21 protein-coding genes are annotated in these 17,658 nt (G+C 70.2%); 13 read left to right on the forward strand and 8 right to left on the reverse strand.

The features are described 5' to 3' along the window. The gene (locus OHS18_RS14295) at nt 1-627 is read left to right on the forward strand and encodes a TetR/AcrR family transcriptional regulator (RefSeq protein ID WP_328617375.1); all 627 of its coding nucleotides are present in this window, start codon (nt 1-3) and stop codon (nt 625-627) included. Nucleotides 628-691: 64 nt separating this feature from the next. Next, nucleotides 692-1,525, forward strand: a complete 834-nt coding sequence (locus tag OHS18_RS14300; RefSeq protein WP_328617376.1) for an alpha/beta fold hydrolase — start codon at nt 692-694, stop codon at nt 1,523-1,525. Here OHS18_RS14300 and OHS18_RS14305 read toward each other — a convergent pair. Both OHS18_RS14305 and OHS18_RS14310 read right to left on the reverse strand, forming a co-directional pair. Continuing rightward, the gene (locus OHS18_RS14305; protein WP_247053754.1) at nt 1,512-1,880 is read right to left on the reverse strand and encodes a DUF742 domain-containing protein; all 369 of its coding nucleotides are present in this window, start codon (nt 1,878-1,880) and stop codon (nt 1,512-1,514) included. The genes OHS18_RS14300 and OHS18_RS14305 overlap by 14 nt on opposite strands. Before the next feature lie 102 nt (nt 1,881-1,982). Further along, on the reverse strand, nt 1,983-3,005 hold the full coding sequence (locus OHS18_RS14310) for a LacI family DNA-binding transcriptional regulator (protein WP_328617377.1): 1,023 nt from the start codon (nt 3,003-3,005) through the stop codon (nt 1,983-1,985). 129 nt (nt 3,006-3,134) lie between these two features. On the opposite strand from OHS18_RS14310, the gene OHS18_RS14315 reads away from it, so the two are divergent. Next, nucleotides 3,135-4,421 (forward strand): ABC transporter substrate-binding protein, encoded by a 1,287-nt coding sequence (locus OHS18_RS14315; protein WP_442874383.1) that lies wholly within the window; start codon nt 3,135-3,137, stop codon nt 4,419-4,421. A 71-nt stretch (nt 4,422-4,492) separates the two neighbouring features. Here the strand turns inward: OHS18_RS14315 and OHS18_RS14320 are convergent, their stop codons facing one another. Then, nucleotides 4,493-4,846 carry a VOC family protein gene (locus OHS18_RS14320; RefSeq protein ID WP_328617378.1) on the reverse strand — a complete coding sequence of 118 codons (354 nt, stop codon included), beginning with the start codon at nt 4,844-4,846 and terminating at the stop codon, nt 4,493-4,495. Between the two features lie 114 nt (nt 4,847-4,960). Here OHS18_RS14320 and OHS18_RS14325 point away from each other — a divergent pair, with 114 nt between their 5' ends. The 4 genes from OHS18_RS14325 to OHS18_RS14340 all read left to right on the forward strand — a co-directional run bounded on the left by OHS18_RS14325 (nt 4,961) and on the right by OHS18_RS14340 (nt 8,696). Further along, nucleotides 4,961-6,322, forward strand: a complete 1,362-nt coding sequence (locus OHS18_RS14325) for an NAD-dependent succinate-semialdehyde dehydrogenase (RefSeq protein ID WP_328617379.1) — start codon at nt 4,961-4,963, stop codon at nt 6,320-6,322. 690 nt (nt 6,323-7,012) lie between these two features. Continuing rightward, a complete protein-coding gene (locus OHS18_RS14330; RefSeq protein ID WP_328617380.1) occupies nt 7,013-7,462 on the forward strand; it encodes a hypothetical protein in 450 nt (149 codons plus the stop codon). 194 nt (nt 7,463-7,656) lie between these two features. Beyond that, the gene (locus OHS18_RS14335) at nt 7,657-8,112 is read left to right on the forward strand and encodes a hypothetical protein (RefSeq protein ID WP_328452548.1); all 456 of its coding nucleotides are present in this window, start codon (nt 7,657-7,659) and stop codon (nt 8,110-8,112) included. A gap of 134 nt (nt 8,113-8,246) precedes the next feature. Further along, a complete protein-coding gene (locus tag OHS18_RS14340) occupies nt 8,247-8,696 on the forward strand; it encodes a hypothetical protein (protein ID WP_328617381.1) in 450 nt (149 codons plus the stop codon). On the opposite strand, the gene OHS18_RS14345 is transcribed toward OHS18_RS14340, so the two are convergent. Beyond that, complete coding sequence (locus OHS18_RS14345) at nt 8,651-9,088, reverse strand: L,D-transpeptidase (RefSeq protein WP_328452544.1); 438 nt, start codon at nt 9,086-9,088, stop codon at nt 8,651-8,653. The genes OHS18_RS14340 and OHS18_RS14345 overlap by 46 nt on opposite strands. A gap of 87 nt (nt 9,089-9,175) precedes the next feature. Continuing rightward, nucleotides 9,176-10,096, reverse strand: a complete 921-nt coding sequence (locus OHS18_RS14350; RefSeq protein ID WP_328452542.1) for a hypothetical protein — start codon at nt 10,094-10,096, stop codon at nt 9,176-9,178. A 170-nt stretch (nt 10,097-10,266) separates the two neighbouring features. Between OHS18_RS14350 and OHS18_RS14355 the strand changes: the two genes are divergently transcribed. Together OHS18_RS14355 and OHS18_RS14360 are read left to right on the forward strand one after the other, a co-directional pair. Then, nucleotides 10,267-10,494 (forward strand): three-helix bundle dimerization domain-containing protein, encoded by a 228-nt coding sequence (locus OHS18_RS14355; RefSeq protein WP_328452540.1) that lies wholly within the window; start codon nt 10,267-10,269, stop codon nt 10,492-10,494. Nucleotides 10,495-10,529: 35 nt separating this feature from the next. Further along, complete coding sequence (locus tag OHS18_RS14360) at nt 10,530-10,838, forward strand: hypothetical protein (protein WP_328452538.1); 309 nt, start codon at nt 10,530-10,532, stop codon at nt 10,836-10,838. A gap of 124 nt (nt 10,839-10,962) precedes the next feature. On the opposite strand, the gene OHS18_RS14365 is transcribed toward OHS18_RS14360, so the two are convergent. Then, entirely contained in the window at nt 10,963-11,424 is a 462-nt protein-coding gene (locus OHS18_RS14365; RefSeq protein ID WP_328617382.1) for a nuclear transport factor 2 family protein, read from the reverse strand. Between the two features lie 64 nt (nt 11,425-11,488). On the opposite strand from OHS18_RS14365, the gene OHS18_RS14370 reads away from it, so the two are divergent. Beyond that, nucleotides 11,489-12,367, forward strand: a complete 879-nt coding sequence (locus OHS18_RS14370) for a LysR family transcriptional regulator (protein ID WP_328617383.1) — start codon at nt 11,489-11,491, stop codon at nt 12,365-12,367. 529 nt (nt 12,368-12,896) lie between these two features. Here the strand turns inward: OHS18_RS14370 and OHS18_RS14375 are convergent. Both OHS18_RS14375 and OHS18_RS14380 read right to left on the reverse strand, forming a co-directional pair. After that, the gene (locus OHS18_RS14375; RefSeq protein WP_328617384.1) at nt 12,897-13,280 is read right to left on the reverse strand and encodes an STAS domain-containing protein; all 384 of its coding nucleotides are present in this window, start codon (nt 13,278-13,280) and stop codon (nt 12,897-12,899) included. Between the two features lie 146 nt (nt 13,281-13,426). Beyond that, entirely contained in the window at nt 13,427-14,101 is a 675-nt protein-coding gene (locus OHS18_RS14380) for a TetR/AcrR family transcriptional regulator (protein WP_328452530.1), read from the reverse strand. Between the two features lie 115 nt (nt 14,102-14,216). Between OHS18_RS14380 and OHS18_RS14385 the strand changes: the two genes are divergently transcribed. The 3 genes from OHS18_RS14385 to OHS18_RS14395 all read left to right on the forward strand — a co-directional run bounded on the left by OHS18_RS14385 (nt 14,217) and on the right by OHS18_RS14395 (nt 17,631). Then, entirely contained in the window at nt 14,217-14,423 is a 207-nt protein-coding gene (locus OHS18_RS14385; RefSeq protein ID WP_328617385.1) for a 4-oxalocrotonate tautomerase family protein, read from the forward strand. A gap of 91 nt (nt 14,424-14,514) precedes the next feature. Further along, nucleotides 14,515-15,030: a peptide-methionine (S)-S-oxide reductase MsrA gene (msrA, locus tag OHS18_RS14390; protein WP_328452526.1), complete on the forward strand. Its 516-nt coding sequence runs from the start codon at nt 14,515-14,517 to the stop codon at nt 15,028-15,030. A 318-nt stretch (nt 15,031-15,348) separates the two neighbouring features. After that, nucleotides 15,349-17,631, forward strand: a complete 2,283-nt coding sequence (locus OHS18_RS14395; RefSeq protein ID WP_328617386.1) for a M4 family metallopeptidase — start codon at nt 15,349-15,351, stop codon at nt 17,629-17,631. Nucleotides 17,632-17,658 lie beyond the last annotated feature (27 nt).

Raw genomic sequence — 17,658 nt, forward strand, 5'->3', positions numbered from 1 at the left:
GTGGACAACGCTACCGGGGACGAACCGGCCCGGGCGGGCTACCGCCGGTCGGCCGGCTCGCCGCGTGGGGAGGCGCGGCGCCGGGAGCTGCTCGAAAAGGTGACCGACGACGTCGCCGAGAACGGCCTCGTGGACTTCTCGCTCCGGCGGGCCGCACGCGCGGCCGGGACGACGCACAAGGTGCTGCTCTACCACTTCGACGGCACCGAAGACCTGCTCCGCCAGGCGGTCGTCACGCTGCGGGATCGCCGGATCGGCAACGCGCTGGCGGCGATCACCGTCGAGCAGGCGACGCTCGGCACCCGCGTCCGGGCCGCGTGGCACAGCCTCCGCGACGAGGAGTCGCGGCTGCGGCGCGTGCTCGACCAGGCAATGGGCCTGGCGATGTACGACCCGGGGCGGTACGCGGCCCTCGGCCGGGGCGCGTCACAGCAGTATCTGCCGGCGCTCGTGTCGTTCTGCCCATCGCACTGGCCTGACCAGCGGAAACTCGAAGTCGCCGAGATGATCCTGGCGACCCTGCGCGGGTTCCTGGTGGATCTGCTGACCAGCGACGACGGCTCCGGCGCCGAGGCCGGGTTCGAGGCGCTGCTGCGCGCGGTCGAACGGGAGGAAGCGGCGCGCTGAGTCCTCGACAGGTTGCGAACCGCGTGGTTCACTTCTGTTCGGGGAACGTCACCGGGAGGCCGTCATGCAGGTCGAGCTGTCCGCGGGCACCGTCGAGTACACCGACACCGGCGGCCCGGGCCCGGTCGTCGTCCCGGTCCACGGCCTGCTGATGGACGGCACGCTGTGGGACGCCGTGGCCGCAGACCTGGCCGTCGACCACCGGTGCGTCGTCCCGACGTTGCCGCTCGGCGCGCACCGGCACCCGATGCGCGAGGACGCCGATCTGTCGCTGCCCGGGATCGCCCGGCTGGTGGGCGAATTCCTCGCGCGGCTGGACCTGCGGGACGTCACCTTGGTCGGCGTCGACACCGGCGGCGCGCTGGTCCAGCTGCTGATGGCGGACGGCGCGGCGCGGGTGAGCCGCGTGGTGCTCGGTTCGTGCGAGGCGTTCGACAACTTCCCGCCGGGCCTGACGGGCAAAACGGTGGTGGCGTCCGGCAAGCTCTCGCCGCGACTGTTCGGACTGTTCATGCAGCAGATGCGGCTGCGCGTGGTGCGGCGGCTGCCGATCGCGTTCGGCCGGCTGACCAAACGCGGCGACGCGACCACGGCGGGCTGGGTCCGGCCGCTCCTCACCGACGCGGGAATCCGCCGGGACGCCGTCCGCATGCTGCGCGCCGCGGGCGCCGACCCGGGCTTCCTGCGGGAGCCGGCCGAGCGGCTGCCGGCGTTCGACCGGCCGGCGCTCGTCGTCTGGGCGAGCGAGGACCGCGTGATGCCGCCGGAGCACGGGACCCGGCTGGCCGCGTTGCTGCCGCAGGGAAAGCTCGTCGAGGTGGCCGACAGCTACACGCTGCTGCCCTTGGACCAGCCGGCCGAGTTCGCCCGGCTGATCCGGGAGTTCACAGGGCGCTGAGGCCCTGCAGGATGCGGTGCATCAGGTCCAGGCTCGGCCGGTTGCCCGCGGTCATCCGGACGGTGTGCACGGCCACCAGGCCGCGGTCGGCGAGGTCCGACAACAGGACCCGCGCCACCCCCAGTGGGATCCGGCGCAGCGCGGCGACTTCGGCGACCGACTGGGACGTGCGGAGCAGCGCGCAGATCTCCGATTCCTCCCGCGAACTCCCCCGGACCACGGCCCGCCCCCGCGGCGTGGTCGAGACCAATGTCTCGACGGGAAGATCCCGTGTCGGCCGTGTCCGGCCATGGGTGCGGAAGTACGGACGGACCATGCCCGCCCCGCCATCTTCGAGCACGGACCCCCACTGCACAGCCAGCTCCTCACTGCGATTAATCCTTGTCGGCGATTATTTGACCCGGTGATCGCGTCGGCCGCAATCGACCGAACAGAGCAACGCCGGAAAAAGAGCAGGTCAACGCCTCGACGGCGGGGCGGTACTGCCCCGAAGGACCAGTCTTGTCCGCAGGATCGCCGGAGATGTCAGTATTTTTCCATCGGACAATCGCGCCAAGATCCGCTCACCGGCACACTCGCCGAGCTCGGCCACCGGCTGCGCGACCGTGCTCAGCTCGAGCAGGTCGGCCAGGTCGTGATCGTCGAACCCGAGCACCGAGACGTCACCCGGCACCCGCAGCCCGGCCCGGCGGAGCACCCGCAGCGCGCCGAAGGCCATCTCGTCCGACGCGGCGAACACCGCGGTCGGCCGCCGGGGCAGGCCGAGCAGAGTGCCCATCGCCCGGTCCCCGCCGGCGACGGTGAAGCCACCGCCGGTCTCGAACGCGGCCTCCGGCGCGCGGCCGTCCTCCCGGCACACCGCGTGGTAGACCTCGCGGTAGGCCGCCAGCCGGCGCAGCGGTGTCGTGAACCCGAGCGGCACGGGCGCGTCCTCGCCGATAAACGCGATTTCCCGGTGCCCCAGCTGGACGAGGTGGCGCATCGCGGTCACCGCGGCGGCCCGGTCGTCGATGCCGACGGAGTCCGCTCCGGGCTCTTCGGTGCCGATCGTGACGAGCGGGACGTCGAGACCCCGCAGCCGGTCGCGTTCGGCGTCCGAGAGCGGGAGGGACAGCACGAGCACCGCGTCGACACGGCGGCGCAGCGGGAGCTCGGCGAAGAACCGGGTGCGGCCGGCGTCGTCACCCAGGTTGTAGAGCAGCAAGCTGATCCCGGCCTCGCGCAGCACGCGTTCGACGCCGGAGATGAGCCGCGAGAAGTACCAGCGGTCGACGTAGGGCACGATCACGCCGACCGTCCCGGTGCGGCCCGTGGCCAGGCTCGACGCGGCGGGCGAGATCGCGTAGCCGAGCTGCGCGGCGGCCGCCAGCACCCGCGTCCGCGTGCCCTCGGCGACCCCCGGCACCCCGCGCAGCGCCCGCGAGACGGTCGCCGCCGAGACGCCGGCGAGCCGGGCGACGTCGTCGAGCTTGTCCGGCATTCCCCCACCTCAGGCGTTGCAAGCGCTTGCATTCACTCGCGGTTGGCGGATTGACACCTACCTTGATCAAGGATAATCATCGCTGCAAGCGCTTGCAATCAGCGTGGCTTGCCCGGCAAGGAGGCCGACATGCGCCAGATCCTTCCCGTCATGGGCGCCGCACTCCTGGCGAGCAGCGCGCTCGCCGCGTGCTCCGGAGCCGCGGGCCTGACGATCAACCTCTACATCTCGCCGGAAGACCACCTCCAGACGGTGGTCGACAAGTGCACCCAAGAGGCCGGCGGCCGCTACAAGATCGTCTACAACAAGCTGCCGCGCGGCGCGGACGGCCAGCGTGAGCAGATGGTCCGCCGGCTCGCCGCGGGCGACACCTCGCTGGACGTGCTCGGCCTCGACGTCACCTGGGTGCCCGAGTTCGCCGAAGCGGGCTGGGCGCAGGAGTGGACCGGCGCCGACGCCGCGGCCGCCACCCGGGACGTGCTGCCGGGCCCGCTGGCGACGGCCAAGTGGAACGGAAAGCTCTACGGCGCCACGAAGAACACCAACGTGCAGCTGCTCTGGTACGACGACCGGATCACGCCGTCGCCGCCCAAGACGTTCGACCAGCTGATGGAGCAGGCCCAGCAGCTGAAGGCGGCCGGGAAGCCGTACCAGGTCGTGTTCACCGGCGCGCAGTACGAAGGCCTGGTCGTCTTCTACAACACGCTGGTGGCGTCGGCGGGCGGGCACATCCTGTCCGACGACGGCAAGTCCGTGGTGATGGACGACGGCGCGGTGAAGGCGCTCGAGCTGCTCAAGAAGCTGACCACCGCGGGGATCACCGACCCGTCGCTGACGAACCAGAAGGAAGACGAGATCCGCCAGGCGTTCCAGCGCGGACAGGCGGCGACCGAACTGAACTGGCCGTTCGTCTACGCCTCCTACGCGAAGGAAAAGCCGCAGGAACTGAGCCACTTCAAGTGGACGCGGTACCCGTCGGTCGTCGCCGGGCAGCCCAGCCGGGTCACCATCGGCGGGTTCAACCTGGCGGTGAGCACGTACTCGCAGCACAAGCCGGAGGCGTTCGAAGCGGCCCTGTGCCTGCGCAACGCGTCGAGCCAGAAGTACCAGGCCCTGGTCGACGGCATCCCGCCGAGCCTGGCGTCGATCTACCGCGACACGGCCCCGCTCGACGCGGCGAAACCGGGTGACCCGAAGGAAAACCCGACGATGGCAGACCAGTACCCGATGAAGGGCGACATCCAGGCGGCCCTGACGGACGCGGCGGTCCGCCCGCTGACCCCGGCGTACCAGAACCTGTCGACGGTGATCTCGAAGGTGCTCTCACCCCCGGCGGAGATCGACGTCCAGGCGACGGCGCAGGAACTGCGCGAGCGCCTGGCGGACGCGCTGGCGTCGCGAGGCATCATCCCGTAGCAACCCTGGTGGGACGGGGTCGTGGGTGGGGAACGGTGAAACTTGGCCCCGTTCCCCGCCCACCACCGCGATCACCACGAGACGAGGCAGAACGGGTGCCCCGCCGGGTCGGCGAAGACCCGGAACCGCTCGCCGCCCTTCAACCGCGTCGCCCCGAGCGCCAGCACCTGCTCCTGGGCGACGTCGAGATCCGCCACCCGCACGTCGAAGTGCATCTGCTGCGGCGGATCCCCGTCGGGCCAAGCCGGGGCACGCAGGCCGGGCACCCGCGCGAACGCCACCCCGGGCCGGTCCGGCGCGTCCCCGATGACGACGAAGTCGTCGCCGTCCTGCACCCGGATCATGCCGAGCAGCTCCTGGTAGAACGCCGCGAGCGCGGCCGGGTCGGGGCAGTCGAGGACGAGGCCGTGCCAGGTTCCGATCATGCGGGCCATCATGCCCGCGGGGTCCGACAAAACCGGCACGTCTGTGTATACAGTATTCAGTAGGCTATACTCAGTTCGACCGTGTTGCCGTCGAAGCTGGAGGCCGTCGCTCTCATGTACTCAGTCACCGACCCCGCGACGGGTGAGCTGGTCGAAGAGATCCCGAACGCCACCGACGACGAAGTGCGCGCCGCGATCGGGCGCGTGCACGGCGGATACCTGGCCTGGCGGCGCCGGCCGGTCGCCGAGCGGGCCGCGATCGTGCTGCGGGCCGCGGAGCTGTTCGCCGAACGCGCCGACGAGCTGGCCGCGATCATGACCCTCGAAATGGGAAAGCGGATCAACGAGGGCCGCGGCGAGATCGGCATCGTCGTCGACATCTTCCGGTACTACGGCGAGCGCGGCCCGGACCTGCTCGCGGACGAGCCGATCCCGATCCGCGGCGGCGAGGCCGTGCTCACCAAGGAGCCGATCGGCGCGCTGCTCGGCGTCATGCCCTGGAACTTCCCGTGTTACCAGGTCGCCCGGTTCGTCGCGCCGAACCTGGTGCTGGGCAACACGATCCTGCTCAAGCACGCGTCGATCTGCCCGCGCTCGGCCGCCGCGATCGAACGGGTGCTGCGGGACGCCGGTGTGCCCGAAGACGCGTACGTGAACGTCTTCGCCTCCAGCCGGCAGGTCCCGTGGATGCTCGCGGACCCGCGCATCCAGGGCGTCTCGCTGACCGGCAGCGAGCAGGCCGGGATCTCCGTCGCCGCCGAGGCCGGGCGGAACCTCAAGAGGTGCGTCCTGGAGCTCGGCGGGTCCGACCCGCTGATCGTGCTGGACACCGACGACCTGGACGAGACGGTGAAGGTCACCGCGACCGCCCGGATGCGCAACTGCGGCCAGTCGTGCAACGCGCCCAAACGGATGATCGTGCTGGGCGAGCTCTACGACGAGTTCGTCGACCGGCTCGCCAAGCGCGTCACGGAGTACTACGTCCCGGGCGACCCGGCGGACCCGGCGACGACCCTGCCCCCGCTGGCCTCGATCGCGGCGGCGGACGAAGTCGCCGCCCAGGTCCAGACGGCGATCCGCGAAGGCGCGACCCTGCGCGCGGGCGGCCACCGCGTCCCCGGCCCGGGCGCCTACCTGGAGGCCACGGTCCTCACCGACGTGACACCGGAAATGGCCGCCTACCACGAAGAGATCTTCGGCCCGGTCGTGCTGATCTTCCGCGCGGAGACCGAGGAAGAGGCGATCACCCTGGCCAACGACACGCCGTTCGGCCTGGGCGCGAGCGTCTTCGGCACCGACCGCGCCCGGGCGACCCGAGTGGCCCGCGAAATCGAGGCGGGCATGGTCTACCTGAACAAATCGGGTGGCTCGGAAGCCGACCTCCCGTTCGGCGGCATCAAGCGCTCGGGCATCGGCCGGGAACTGGGGCCGCTGGGCATCGAGGAGTTCATGAACAAGAAGCCTATCCGCCTCTGACCTGCCGTTTTGCTGCCATCGGCCTCGCCAGGCCGTCGTCAGCCGGCGGGTGAGCCTTGGCGTCGGGAGAAAAGTGAGCCTGCGTCGCTCTCGGCCGATCTTGGTGACGAGTCCGTGCAGTTTGTGCACCACTGCGGCGACTTCGGCGGGGGCCTCGAACGCCGCCAGGACAGCTCGGGAAAGGTGACGAACCCGACGCCGGCGAAGACGGGGTGGCCGGGGCCCTCAGCCAACGCCACGAACACGCCGAATCGTTCGATCGCCGCGACGGTGCCGGAAAGCACGGGCTCGAGTGTGTGCGCGGCGGCGGTTCGCGGTCGCCTGAACGAGTGGTGCGCCGCGAACGCACCCTGGCGTGCGCGGGGTCCCTCGAATGCCGCAGTGGACGGTCGCCGTGGCCACACTTGGTCCATGAGGTGTTCGGGAAAATCGTGCCGGGCTGCCGGTAGGTGCTGTTCCGCGTGGTGACATGAATCGAACTTGATCACCAGGAGTGCCCTTTTCGCGACGCCCGACCTGATGACAGCGCGCCCGCCGCCGTTTCGTTTGCGACATGGTGGCCCGGTGCCGAGAACCGACCGTTCGAGGCACCCGCGTCGATCGTATCGCGACCACGCGGAGCATGCCCGATCGCCGCCTCCGCTGGCCGATGGCGGTATTCCGCGCACCGCAGGAAAGGGTTCCGAATCCATGACCACCACGGCCGTGCAGCCGCACGAGACGACTCCGTCCGGACAGTTCGCCGCTGTCTCCGCGTCCGCCCAGCAGCAGTCGACGAGCACCTTCCAGATCCAGCTGACCTACAACGGGATCGACAAGGGGTGGCTCAACATCGACAAGAACCACTGGGCCGTGATGAGTGACGAACCGCTCACTCTGCAGTACTACACCGACATGTCCGGCACCTACTACCAGATTCCCGGCCAGAATTACTACATGTCGGTCAGCGCCAACGACTACGTCGGATTCTACGGTTGGAACAAGGCCACGACCTTCACACTGGAGAGCGACCAGCGGCTGAAGTCCGACTACAACAACCAGCACCTCTCGTTCTATTCCGATGCGAACGGGTTCCTGTACTGCTACGACAGCTACAACGTTTTCCAGCCGGTCGCGCTCGTCGGGGTCGGCTCCGACTAGGCCGCGTTTCCGCACCCAGGCGTCCCCGGACGCCCGCGGCGGGATGCGCCCGAGTACGACCCGGTACGAGGGCGATCCCGCCGCACGTCGCCGACCCGGCGGTGAGCGGCTCCGGGAGCCGTTGGTCCGGGCAGCCCAGCGAGCCCTACCCACGCGGCGGTATCGATCACCGCTTGATCGACTATCGTTCCCTCATGACGCTGGAGATCACCGGCGGCCGGGCCGATCGACCCGGATTTGCCGCACTGGCAACGAGAACTGCCCGGTGGACCCGCCGGTGCGCGGGCGGCGCGGTCACCTTCGGTCACCCCGGGCGCGACACCTACCGCACGCCCCGGGTGTGGAGCGGGCACGGCGTCGGGCTGCCGGAACCCGACCTCGCCGGGTTCGCCGTCCAGCTGGCCAAGGTGATGAAGGACCGCGAGTACTGGATCGCCCGGGCCGAATACCCGGACCGCCGGGCCGGCGACGCGGCCCGCTGGTCCCCCGGCCGCTACGACGACGAAGACGGCTTCGTCTACTTCGCCGGGCCGTGCACGAACGGCGACCGGCTGCCGGGCTACCACCCGGCGCCGGCGTTCACGATCCCGCTCCCCTTCGTCCGCGGCCTGCGCATCCGGCTGGCGGCCTACCTCACGACGCCGCGATGACCCCGCGCGGACCTTGCCCGGCCCACCGCAAGCCGCCCTGCCCCGATGACCCCCACGCCATTCTGCGGAGACGCCGAGCACCCCGAAACGGCGATAGTCGCGTGTCGCGGGCCGAAAGCTCGGGAAAGGCCGTCATGACCGTGCGGGACGTGGTCCGCGCCGGCGTGCTCGCCGCCGTGGTGAGCGGGATTCCGTCCACCGCCCATGCCGTGCTGACGCGTGGTGACGTCCTCGCCGCGACGCGCGCCGCCGGGACTCTCCTGCCCGGACGGCGCGACCGGCCCGGCGTCGCCGCCGGGCTGGTCGCGCACATCGGGATCTCTTCCCTCTGGACCGTCGTGCTGGCCTTCGCCGTCCGCCGCCGTGAACTCGGCGTCACCCGCGGTGCCGTGGCCGGGCTGGCCATCGCGGCGCTCGATCTCGGGATCGCCGCGAGGGCCTACCCGGCGGTGCGCACGCTTCCCCGCGTTCCGCAGGTGCTGGACCACTTGGTCTTCGGCGCCGTCCTCGGTGGACTCCTCCACAAAGGACAGATGGCTCAGGCCACGACCTGGACCACGTCACCCGGGTGCAGCGAGTTGTAGAAGGTCACCGCGTCCGCGTGCGAAAGGTGCACGCAGCCGTGGGACTTCACCTTCAGGCTGCCCTGGTGGAACGCGACCCCGGTGTTCGTGAAGAACACCGAGTACGGCATCGGCCCGTTGAACTGCTTGCTGTAGTGGTCGATGTCCTTGTACTGCACGTGGAACGTCCCGAGCGGCGTCGGGTACTTCGCGAGCCCCACCGTGATCGGGACCCCGCCGTGGGTGACGTTCCCGGCGCCGTCGGTCAACCACGCTGTGTTCGTACTGCGCTGGACGCAGGCTTTCGCTTCGGCACTGCACGGCGTTGAAGCCGCTTCCGCCGTCCCGGCGAGCGTCACCGTGCCCGCCATGGCGGCGATCCCGCCCAGTACCGCGATCATCCTCCGGTTCATCGTGTGCCTCCCGCTGTCGTTCGGCTACAGCAGGTAAGGTGCCCCGTTTTCCGATCTTCGAATCACCCCGGAGATCATTGGAACGGATCAGTTCTGCGGCTGGGACAGCCCGAGGAACTCGTTCTGCTCGCGGTCGTAGCGCTGGGTCAGGCCGTTGCCGTAGCGGTCCCACCAGTTCGCCGTCTGACCACCCTGGTGGGTGGTCGTGCCGCCGTAGATCTGGCGGTCGTACTCGATGCGGGCGTCGTGGAACTGCTGCTGGAAGTCCTGCGGCGACAGGCCCTGGACGTGCTGGACGGCCGTGTCGCTGATCGAGTTCGAGCTCCGCACGATGTCGTCGCCGGCCATGTGGTTGATGATCGCGCGGACGCCACCGGCGCCGCGCATGTGCGCGCCGGACATGATCGCGGCCTGGGTGCCGGGATCGGTGAAGTTGAGCGCGCCGGCCGAGCGGGCGTTCGCGGTCATCAGGTCGCTGACGACGGCGCGCTCCTCGGCGCTGCCCTGCCCGTACAGCTCGCGAGCCGCGATGATCCGGTCGTAGCCGTTGTGCATGTTCTGCCGGAACCCGTAGGCCTCCGGCACGCCGCCCTGCTCGCCCGTGGCGCCTTCGGACGCCATGATCGAGTCGACGACCCGCGGGTCGAGCTGCTGCGGTACCGCCGCGGCCGCCGCGGCGCCGCCACCACCGGCGGCCTGCTGGGTGCCGCCGCCGTAGCCCTGGGCGACGTCGGCGTCCGCGGCGTTGTAGCCGTTCGCGGCCGTCTGGACGTTCTGGTTGACGTTCCCGATCAGGCTGAGGAACTTCTGCAGCGCGCTGCCGAGCTGCGAGTGCAGCGCCGAGTTCGCGGCGGCGACGCCGCTGCCGATCCCGGCGAACGACATCGCGTCCAGCACGAGACCTTCGAGGTCCCGCGTGGTCGACAGGAACGACGACCCGACGTCTTCGACCGCCTTGACGACCGTCCCCATCTGCGTCGTCTCGGCGTGGTACGCCCCGGCACTCATGGTCTGCTCCCTCCGGCAAGCGACTTACCGCGTCGAGAATTCACCACCGCGCCGCGACCGCACACGGCCGAATTACCCACTGCCGGACCGGCGCCTGTCGTTCATCTTCAGTTCACCTCCACGTCGTCTCGTGGGGTACTTCCAGCTCACGCGACGCAGGGAGGCCCTCGATGAGCACACCCACGCTGGACACCATCGCTTCCGAGCAGCTGGATCTGCAGCTGTCCGTGGTGGAAGACCGGCTGGCCCGCGACTACGGCCGGGAGTCGGTCCACGAACTGGTCGAACGCGAACGCTCGCGGTTCGACGACGCGCGCATCCACGTTTTCGTGCCGATCCTCGTCGAGCGGGCGGTCCGCGCGACGCTGGCCGCCCCACCGGCGAAGCACCGGCGCTAAAGTCGGTGACAGACCGGCAGTGGCGAGGAGCGGCGATGAACGGCAAGCCCGAGGACGACCCGAACGTGGTGGACGGCGAGATCGTCGACGAGACCCCCACCGCGGCCCTCGCGGTGCCGTCGCCGGCACTGCCGGACCCGGACTACAGCGAGGGCGGCGTCCCCAGCTTCGACTTCGTGCGCGACAAGATCGAAGGCCGGTACACGACGTCGCTCGGCGCGCAGGACGTGGCCGGGCTGGGCACGGAGAACACGACCGAGGCCCTCGACAAGAAGATCGCCGACCGGGACCAGGCGGCGAAGGACCGGCTGGCCGCGATCCGCCGCTCGATGCGCGGCGAGTAGCTCAGGGCGGACGCGTCAGGCTGCGGCAGCCTGAGCCGCACTGCCGGACGGCAGGCTGCGGCACCTTTGGCCGGCAGCCGGCGCCTGGTCAGCTCACGTGGACCATCCCGGGCAGGCTGACGCCTCAGCCGAAGATCGCGGCGGGATCGCCGGTGTACCAAGCGTTTTCGATGACGACCCGGCGCATCACCCAGCGGTCGCCGTCCCGGACCAGGTCGACGTCGTAGCGGTTCTTCAGCAGCGCGTGGGTGTCGTGGGCGGGGCTCAGCAGGTGCTGCGCCTCGACCAGGGCGGTCAGGTGTGCCGTATCGCCGTCGATCGTGACGCGCGGGTTGGTGACCTGGTGCGTGGTGTCGACGCGGCCGGTGAAGAGCGCGAGGATCGTGTCGACGATGGCGTCCCGGCTGGTCATCACCGGCGGTGCCGCACCCCAGCGGGCGGCCGCCGGGCGGAAGTCGAGCTCGGCGTCGGCGGCGAAGGACGACGCGAAGAGCGCGCGGTCCTTCAGGTCCTGGCCGAGGCCGAACCGGTACAGGGCGTCGATGATCTCGACGCGGTCGTGGAGGTCCTGGAACGAAGTGGTCACGCGCTCCAGGCTCGACCTGCTCGCGAAGGTGATCAACACGCTTCTGTGCCACGATCGTGAAGTGGTGGTTAACGGTGCGCCGGAGCGGCGTGAGGTGGAGTCGTTCCTGACGCTGGCCGAGGAGCTGCACTTCGGCCGCACGGCCGAGCGGCTGCACGTGTCGACCGCGCAGGTCAGCCAGACGATCCGGAAGCTCGAACGCCAGGTCGGCGTCGCGTTGTTCGCGCGGACCAGCCGCCGGGTCGAGCTGACGCCGGCCGGGCGGCGGCTGCTGGCCGACCTCCGGCCCGCGTGGACGGCGGTCGAGGCGGCGTTCGGGAAGGCGGTCGAAGCCGGGCGCGGGGTGACGGGCACGCTGCGGGTCGCGTTCGGCGACGCGGCGGGCGGGCAGCTGCTGGCCGGGGTGGCCGAGCTGGTCCGCGAGCGGCTGCCGGGTTGCCGGGTCGAGTTCCGGGAGGTCCGGCCCGCCGAGGTGCTGCCGTGGCTGCGCGAAGGCGAGGTCGACGTCGTGCTGGCCGGCCTCCCGCTCGACGGCCCGGGCCTGGTCACCGGCCCGGTGCTGGTGCGGGAGCTGCGCTTCCTCGCGGTGGCCGCAGGCCACCCGTTCGCGCGCCGGGCATCGGTGCCGGCCGCGGACCTGGCGCGGGTGACGGTGCTGCGCTGCGCGCTGCCGGACCCGTGGCTCGACGAGCACGCGCCGGACGCGCTGACCCGCCCGGAGGCGGGCCTGCAGGAACTGCTGACGTCGGCGGGCGCGGGCGAGGGAGTGCTGCCGGTCGGCGCCCACATCCGGCGGTACTACCCGCGGCCGGACCTGGCGTATGTCCCGTTCAGCGACGCGCCCCGGCTGGAGTGGGGCCTGGTCTGGCGAGCGGACGCGGCGACGGCCCGGCTACGGGCGTTCACGGAGGCGGCGGCCGACCTGGTGCGCGAGCCGGCCTGACGCCGGACCGGCCTCCCCACGACTCGGCGGCGAGTTGCGACGGTTCGGAGTCGGCCCACCCACGACTCGGTGCCAAGTAGCGACGGTTCAGAGCCAGCCCACCCGCAGCCCGGCGACGACTCGCGAGGGCTCAGACGTCGGCCCACCTACAACTCGGCGGCCACTTGCGCCCGGCCGAGGCCGGCTCACCCGTAACTTGCGAAGGGTTTGCGACCGGTCAAGGCCGACCCACCCCTAACTCGGCGACGACTTGCGACCGGTCAATGCCGACCTACCCGTAGCCCACCAACGAGTTGCGACGGTTCAGAGCCAGCCCACCCGTGACACAGCCACGACCTGCGACCGTTCAGAGCCAGCCCACCGCAACACGGCGCCAAGTAGCAACGGTTCAGAGCAACCCCACCCACAACACGGCCACGACTTGCGAACGTTCGAGGCCCGCGCACCCGCAACACCGCGCCGTTTGCCGTGGTTCGGGGTCGACCCGCTCGCACCTCGGCGACGAATTGCGAAGGCGCCGAACAGGCGGTCAGCGGGCGTGCGCTTGCAGCCAGCGCATCTCCACCGGCTGGCAGGCGGCGATCGCCGCCAGGCGGTCCGGGTACACCGGCACCCTCCGGTCCAGGCCGCACAGCTGCACCACCCGGCTCACCGCTGTGGCCGGGGGGAGGATCAGGCAGCAGTCGATTCCTCTGTCGCGGCAGAGGTCGAACGCCTCCAGCAGGGCGGCCGCGCCTCGGGCCGAGAGGAAGTCCAGCTCGCCGAGGTCCACCGCCAGCAGGTGCGGGCCCGGCAGTTCGCAGATGGCGGCTTCGAGGACCGTCGTCCAGCGGACGACCGTCGCGATGTCCAGTTCCCCACGCACTTCGACGACCAGGAAACCACTGGTCCGTTCCGGAGCGATGTCGGGCACCGCACCTCCTCCCCCGGGTGGGGCCGGGTCGGGGGACCGGCCCCGGGGTCATGGTCGCACCGCTCACCCGGCCGCTGCCGCGTGGAACGCCGAACGCGCCGAAGACAACCCGGATGGCGCATCGCCCGGCCGGTGTCCATTGTGGATCAATCGGCCAGGCGGTCCAGCCACTCCTGCAGCAGTGTCACCTCGGCCGCGGACAGCGTGGCCGGGGCCTCCTTGCGCAGCTGGGCGCCGAGGGTGGTCGCCGTGGCGGCCACTCCCCCGGCGGGCTCCGCCGGTTCGGCGGCCAGGATGCCCGCGAGCACGCTCTCCCGGACCCGCACCGAAAACCCGGTGTCCGGGTAGAGCGCCGGGCGGGTGATCATCGAGAGCGCGACGCCGGCGTTCGCCGCCATCACCATCTGCGCCGCGACCGGGGGCGCCACGGCGAGCCGGCCCGCGGCCGCGCAGCGTTCGAGCACCTCGAGCAGGAGGCCGTGCGCCTCGGCCGCGGCGTTCGGCGGCGTCGACAGACCGGAGTACATCAGCCGGTAGTAGTTCGGGTTCTCGACGGCGAACGCGACGTGGTTCTCCCAGCCGTCGCGCAGGTCGCGCACCGGGTCCTCGGACGGCTTCGCGGCCCGCTTGCCGGCGAGGTACTTCTCGAAACCGTGGTCGACGACAGCCGACATCAGCCCCTCTTTGTCGCCGAACTGCCGGTACAGCGCCGGCGCGCCGACCCCGGCGGCTTCGCAGACCGCGCGCGTCGAGAAGTCGGCCTCGGCCGACCTCGACAGCAGGTCGGCGGCCGCCTCCAGAATCCGCGTGCGCAAGTCCACAACACCGACGCTACCAGCCGTTAACGACGTTATCAATCAGAAGGTAGCGTCGATCCGGCAGACGTGTTAGCGTCGATTACGTCAGCAAGTAATCGTCGCTACGAAGGACACCGACATGCCGTTCGCCAACTTCAAGGTCCCCGCCGGCACACTCACCCCCGCACAAAAAGAGCAGCTCGTCACCCGCACCACGGAGCTCTACGCCGAGATCTACGGCGAGCGGGCCCGCGCGAACACGATGGTGCTGGTCGAAGAGGTCGCCGACGGCGGCTGGGGCATCGGCGGCGACGTGCTCACCCTCGCCGAGCTCCAGGCCGGGTGACGTCAGGCTTCCGTAATCCCCGCGTGGAATCATCGGCTGACCACAGAAGTTGTACCGGTGGTAGCACCGCACGAGGAGAAGGAGTGACGCCGTGAGCACGTCAACCGAGAGGGCCGTCCTGGCCGGCGGCTGCTTCTGGGGAATGCAGGAGCTGTTCCGCCGGCAGCCCGGGGTGATCTCGACCCGGGTCGGCTACAGCGGCGGTGACGTCCCCAACGCCACCTACCGCAACCACGGCACGCACGCCGAGGCCATCGAGGTCGTCTACGACCCCGCGAAGACCACGTTCCGCGACCTGCTCGAGTTCTTCTTCCAGGTGCACGACCCGACGACGAAGAACCGCCAGGGCAACGACATCGGCCTGAGCTACCGCTCGGGGATCTACTTCGAGAACGACGAGCAGAAGCGCGTCGCGGAGGACACGATCGCCGACGTCGAGGCGTCCGGTTTGTGGCCCGGCAAGGTCGTCACCGAAGTCAGCCCGGCGGGCGACTTCTGGGAAGCCGAGCCGGAGCACCAGGACTACCTCCAGCGCATCCCGAACGGGTACACGTGCCACTTCGTGCGCCCGGGCTGGAAGCTCCCGAAGCGCGAGACGACCGCCTGATACGTCCGCACCACGCAAGGCCCCTTCGCCATTTCCGGCGAAGGGGCCTTCGTCGTTCCAGCACCGAAAAAGATCACCCGAACGGCGGTGGGGCGCCGAGAGTCCTCAGTGGACGATCACCCGACAGAATCCCAAAGGCGGCAATTGTCCTTTTTGGGAAGTATCGCCATATGTCAATAAGACCGTACGTTAGTCGCTTGTTCACGAGGCCTCAGCACCGGATTCTGATTTCCGTTCCACAGCACCACCTCTCGTTCCCCTGATCTGGGCCCGCCTCGAACCCGGGCCTGGTTCACCCTGCCCGGAGGAGATTCCTCGATGGATCTGAGACGTCCTGTCGTCTTGGCAGCAACCGGCGCGCTCATCGGCGCCCTCTGCATCACCGGCACCGCACAGGCGCAACCCGCCCCGAACGCGACCCCGAACGCCGCCCCGAGCGCCCAGGCCCAAGCCGCCACCGCGGCCGCCGGTCTCGTGGCGAGCAGGCCCGCCGCGCTGCACGCCAGCTCGGACGACGTTTTCCAGGCCCAGAAAGCCATTTCCTCCACCAACGGGCTGCAGTACATCCCCTACGAGCGCAGCTACAAGGGCCTGCCGGTGGTCGGCGGTGACTTCGTCGTCGCGACCAACTCGACGGGCCAGGTGCTCGGCACCTCCGTCGCGCAGGACCAGACCATCAACCTCGCCACGACCACCGGCAAGGTGACGAAGGCCGCGGCCGAGGCCACCGCCCGGCAGCAGCTGGCCTCCGTGGACAGCGTGAGCCCGGCGCAGCAGGTCGTCTTCGCCCTCGGCGCGCCGACGCTGGCGTGGAAGAGCACGGTCGTCGGCCGCAACGCCGAAGGGCCGAGCCGGCTCGACGTCGTCGTCGACGCCGCCACCGGCAAGGTGCTCCACACGCAGGAGCACGTGCTGAACGGTGACGGCACCAGCGCGTGGAACGGCCCGAACCCGGTGCACCTCGACACCACGCACTCGGGCAGCACGTACTCGCTGAAGGACCCGACGATCACCAACACGTCCTGCCAGGACGCGGCCAACAACACCACCTTCAGCGGGCCGGACGACCTCTGGGGCAACGGCACCGCCAGCAACCGCGAGACCGGCTGCGTCGACGCGCTGTTCGCCGCCCAGACCGAGAACAAGATGCTCTCGCAGTGGCTGGGCCGCAACAGCTTCGACGGCAGCGGCGGCGGCTGGCCGATCCGCGTCGGGCTGAACGACCAGAACGCCTACTACGACGGCACGCAGGTCCAGATCGGCAAGAACACCGCCGGTGGCTGGATCGGCTCGATCGACGTCGTCGCGCACGAGCACGGCCACGGCATCGACGACCACACCCCGGGCGGCATTTCCGGTTCGGGCACCCAGGAGTTCGTCGCGGACGTCTTCGGCGCTTCGACCGAGTGGTTCGCGAACGAGCCGGCTCCCTACGACCAGCCGGACTTCCTCGTCGGCGAGCAGGTCAACCTGGTCGGCTCCGGCCCGATCCGCAACATGTACAACCCGTCGGCGCTGGGCGACAAGAACTGCTACGACAGCTCCGTCCCCAACGGTGAGGTGCACGCGGCCGCCGGCCCCGGCAACCACTGGTTCTACCTGCTGGCGGAAGGCACCAACCCGACCAACGGGCAGCCGACCAGCACCACCTGCAACAGCTCGACGGTCACCGGCCTCGGTGTCCAGAACGCGGTGAAGATCTTCTACAACGCGATGCTGCTCAAGACCTCGGGCAGCTCGTACCTGAAGTACCGCACCTGGACGCTGACCGCGGCGAAGAACCTCTTCCCGGGCAGCTGCACCGAGTTCAACACCGTCAAGGCGGCGTGGGACGCGATCTCGGTTCCGGCGCAGTCGGGTGACCCGACGTGCTCCGCGACCGGCACCGTGACCGTTTCGAACCCGGGCAACCAGTCCACCACGACCGGTGGTTCGGTCAACCTGCCGCTGTCCGCCAGCGGTGGCACCTCGCCGTACTCCTGGACCGCCACCGGCCTCCCGGCCGGCCTGTCGATCAACGCCTCCACCGGCACGATCTCGGGCACCGCGACCACCGCGGGCACCTCGAACGTCACGGTGACGGCGAAGGACGCGGCCAACAAGACCGGCACGGCGTCGTTCACCTGGACCGTCGGCACCACCACGGGCTGCTCCGGCCAGAAGCTGGCCAACGGCGGCTTCGAGTCCGGCGCCACCAGCTGGACGCAGACCAGTGGTGTCATCGGGCAGAACGGCTCGCAGGAGCCCACCCACGGCGGCACCTGGAACGCCTGGCTGAACGGGTACGGCACCACGCACACCGACACGCTCGCGCAGTCGGTGAGCATCCCGGCCGGGTGCCACGCCAGCCTGACGTTCTACCTGCACATCGACACGGCGGAGACGACCACCACCACCGCCTACGACAAGCTGACCGTCACCAACGGCAGCACCACCCTGGGCAGCTTCTCCAACCTGAACAAGGCCACCGGGTACGTCCTCAAGACGGTCGACGTCTCGTCGGCCGCCGGCGGGACCCTCGCGCTGAAGTTCACCGGGACCGAGGACAGCTCGCTGCAGACGTCGTTCGTGATCGACGACGCCGCGGTGACGCTGAGCTGAACCAGCTGAATCCGCTGAATCCGCACT

The organism is Amycolatopsis sp. NBC_00355, assembly GCF_036104975.1.
In the GTDB taxonomy this organism is placed as follows: domain Bacteria; phylum Actinomycetota; class Actinomycetes; order Mycobacteriales; family Pseudonocardiaceae; genus Amycolatopsis.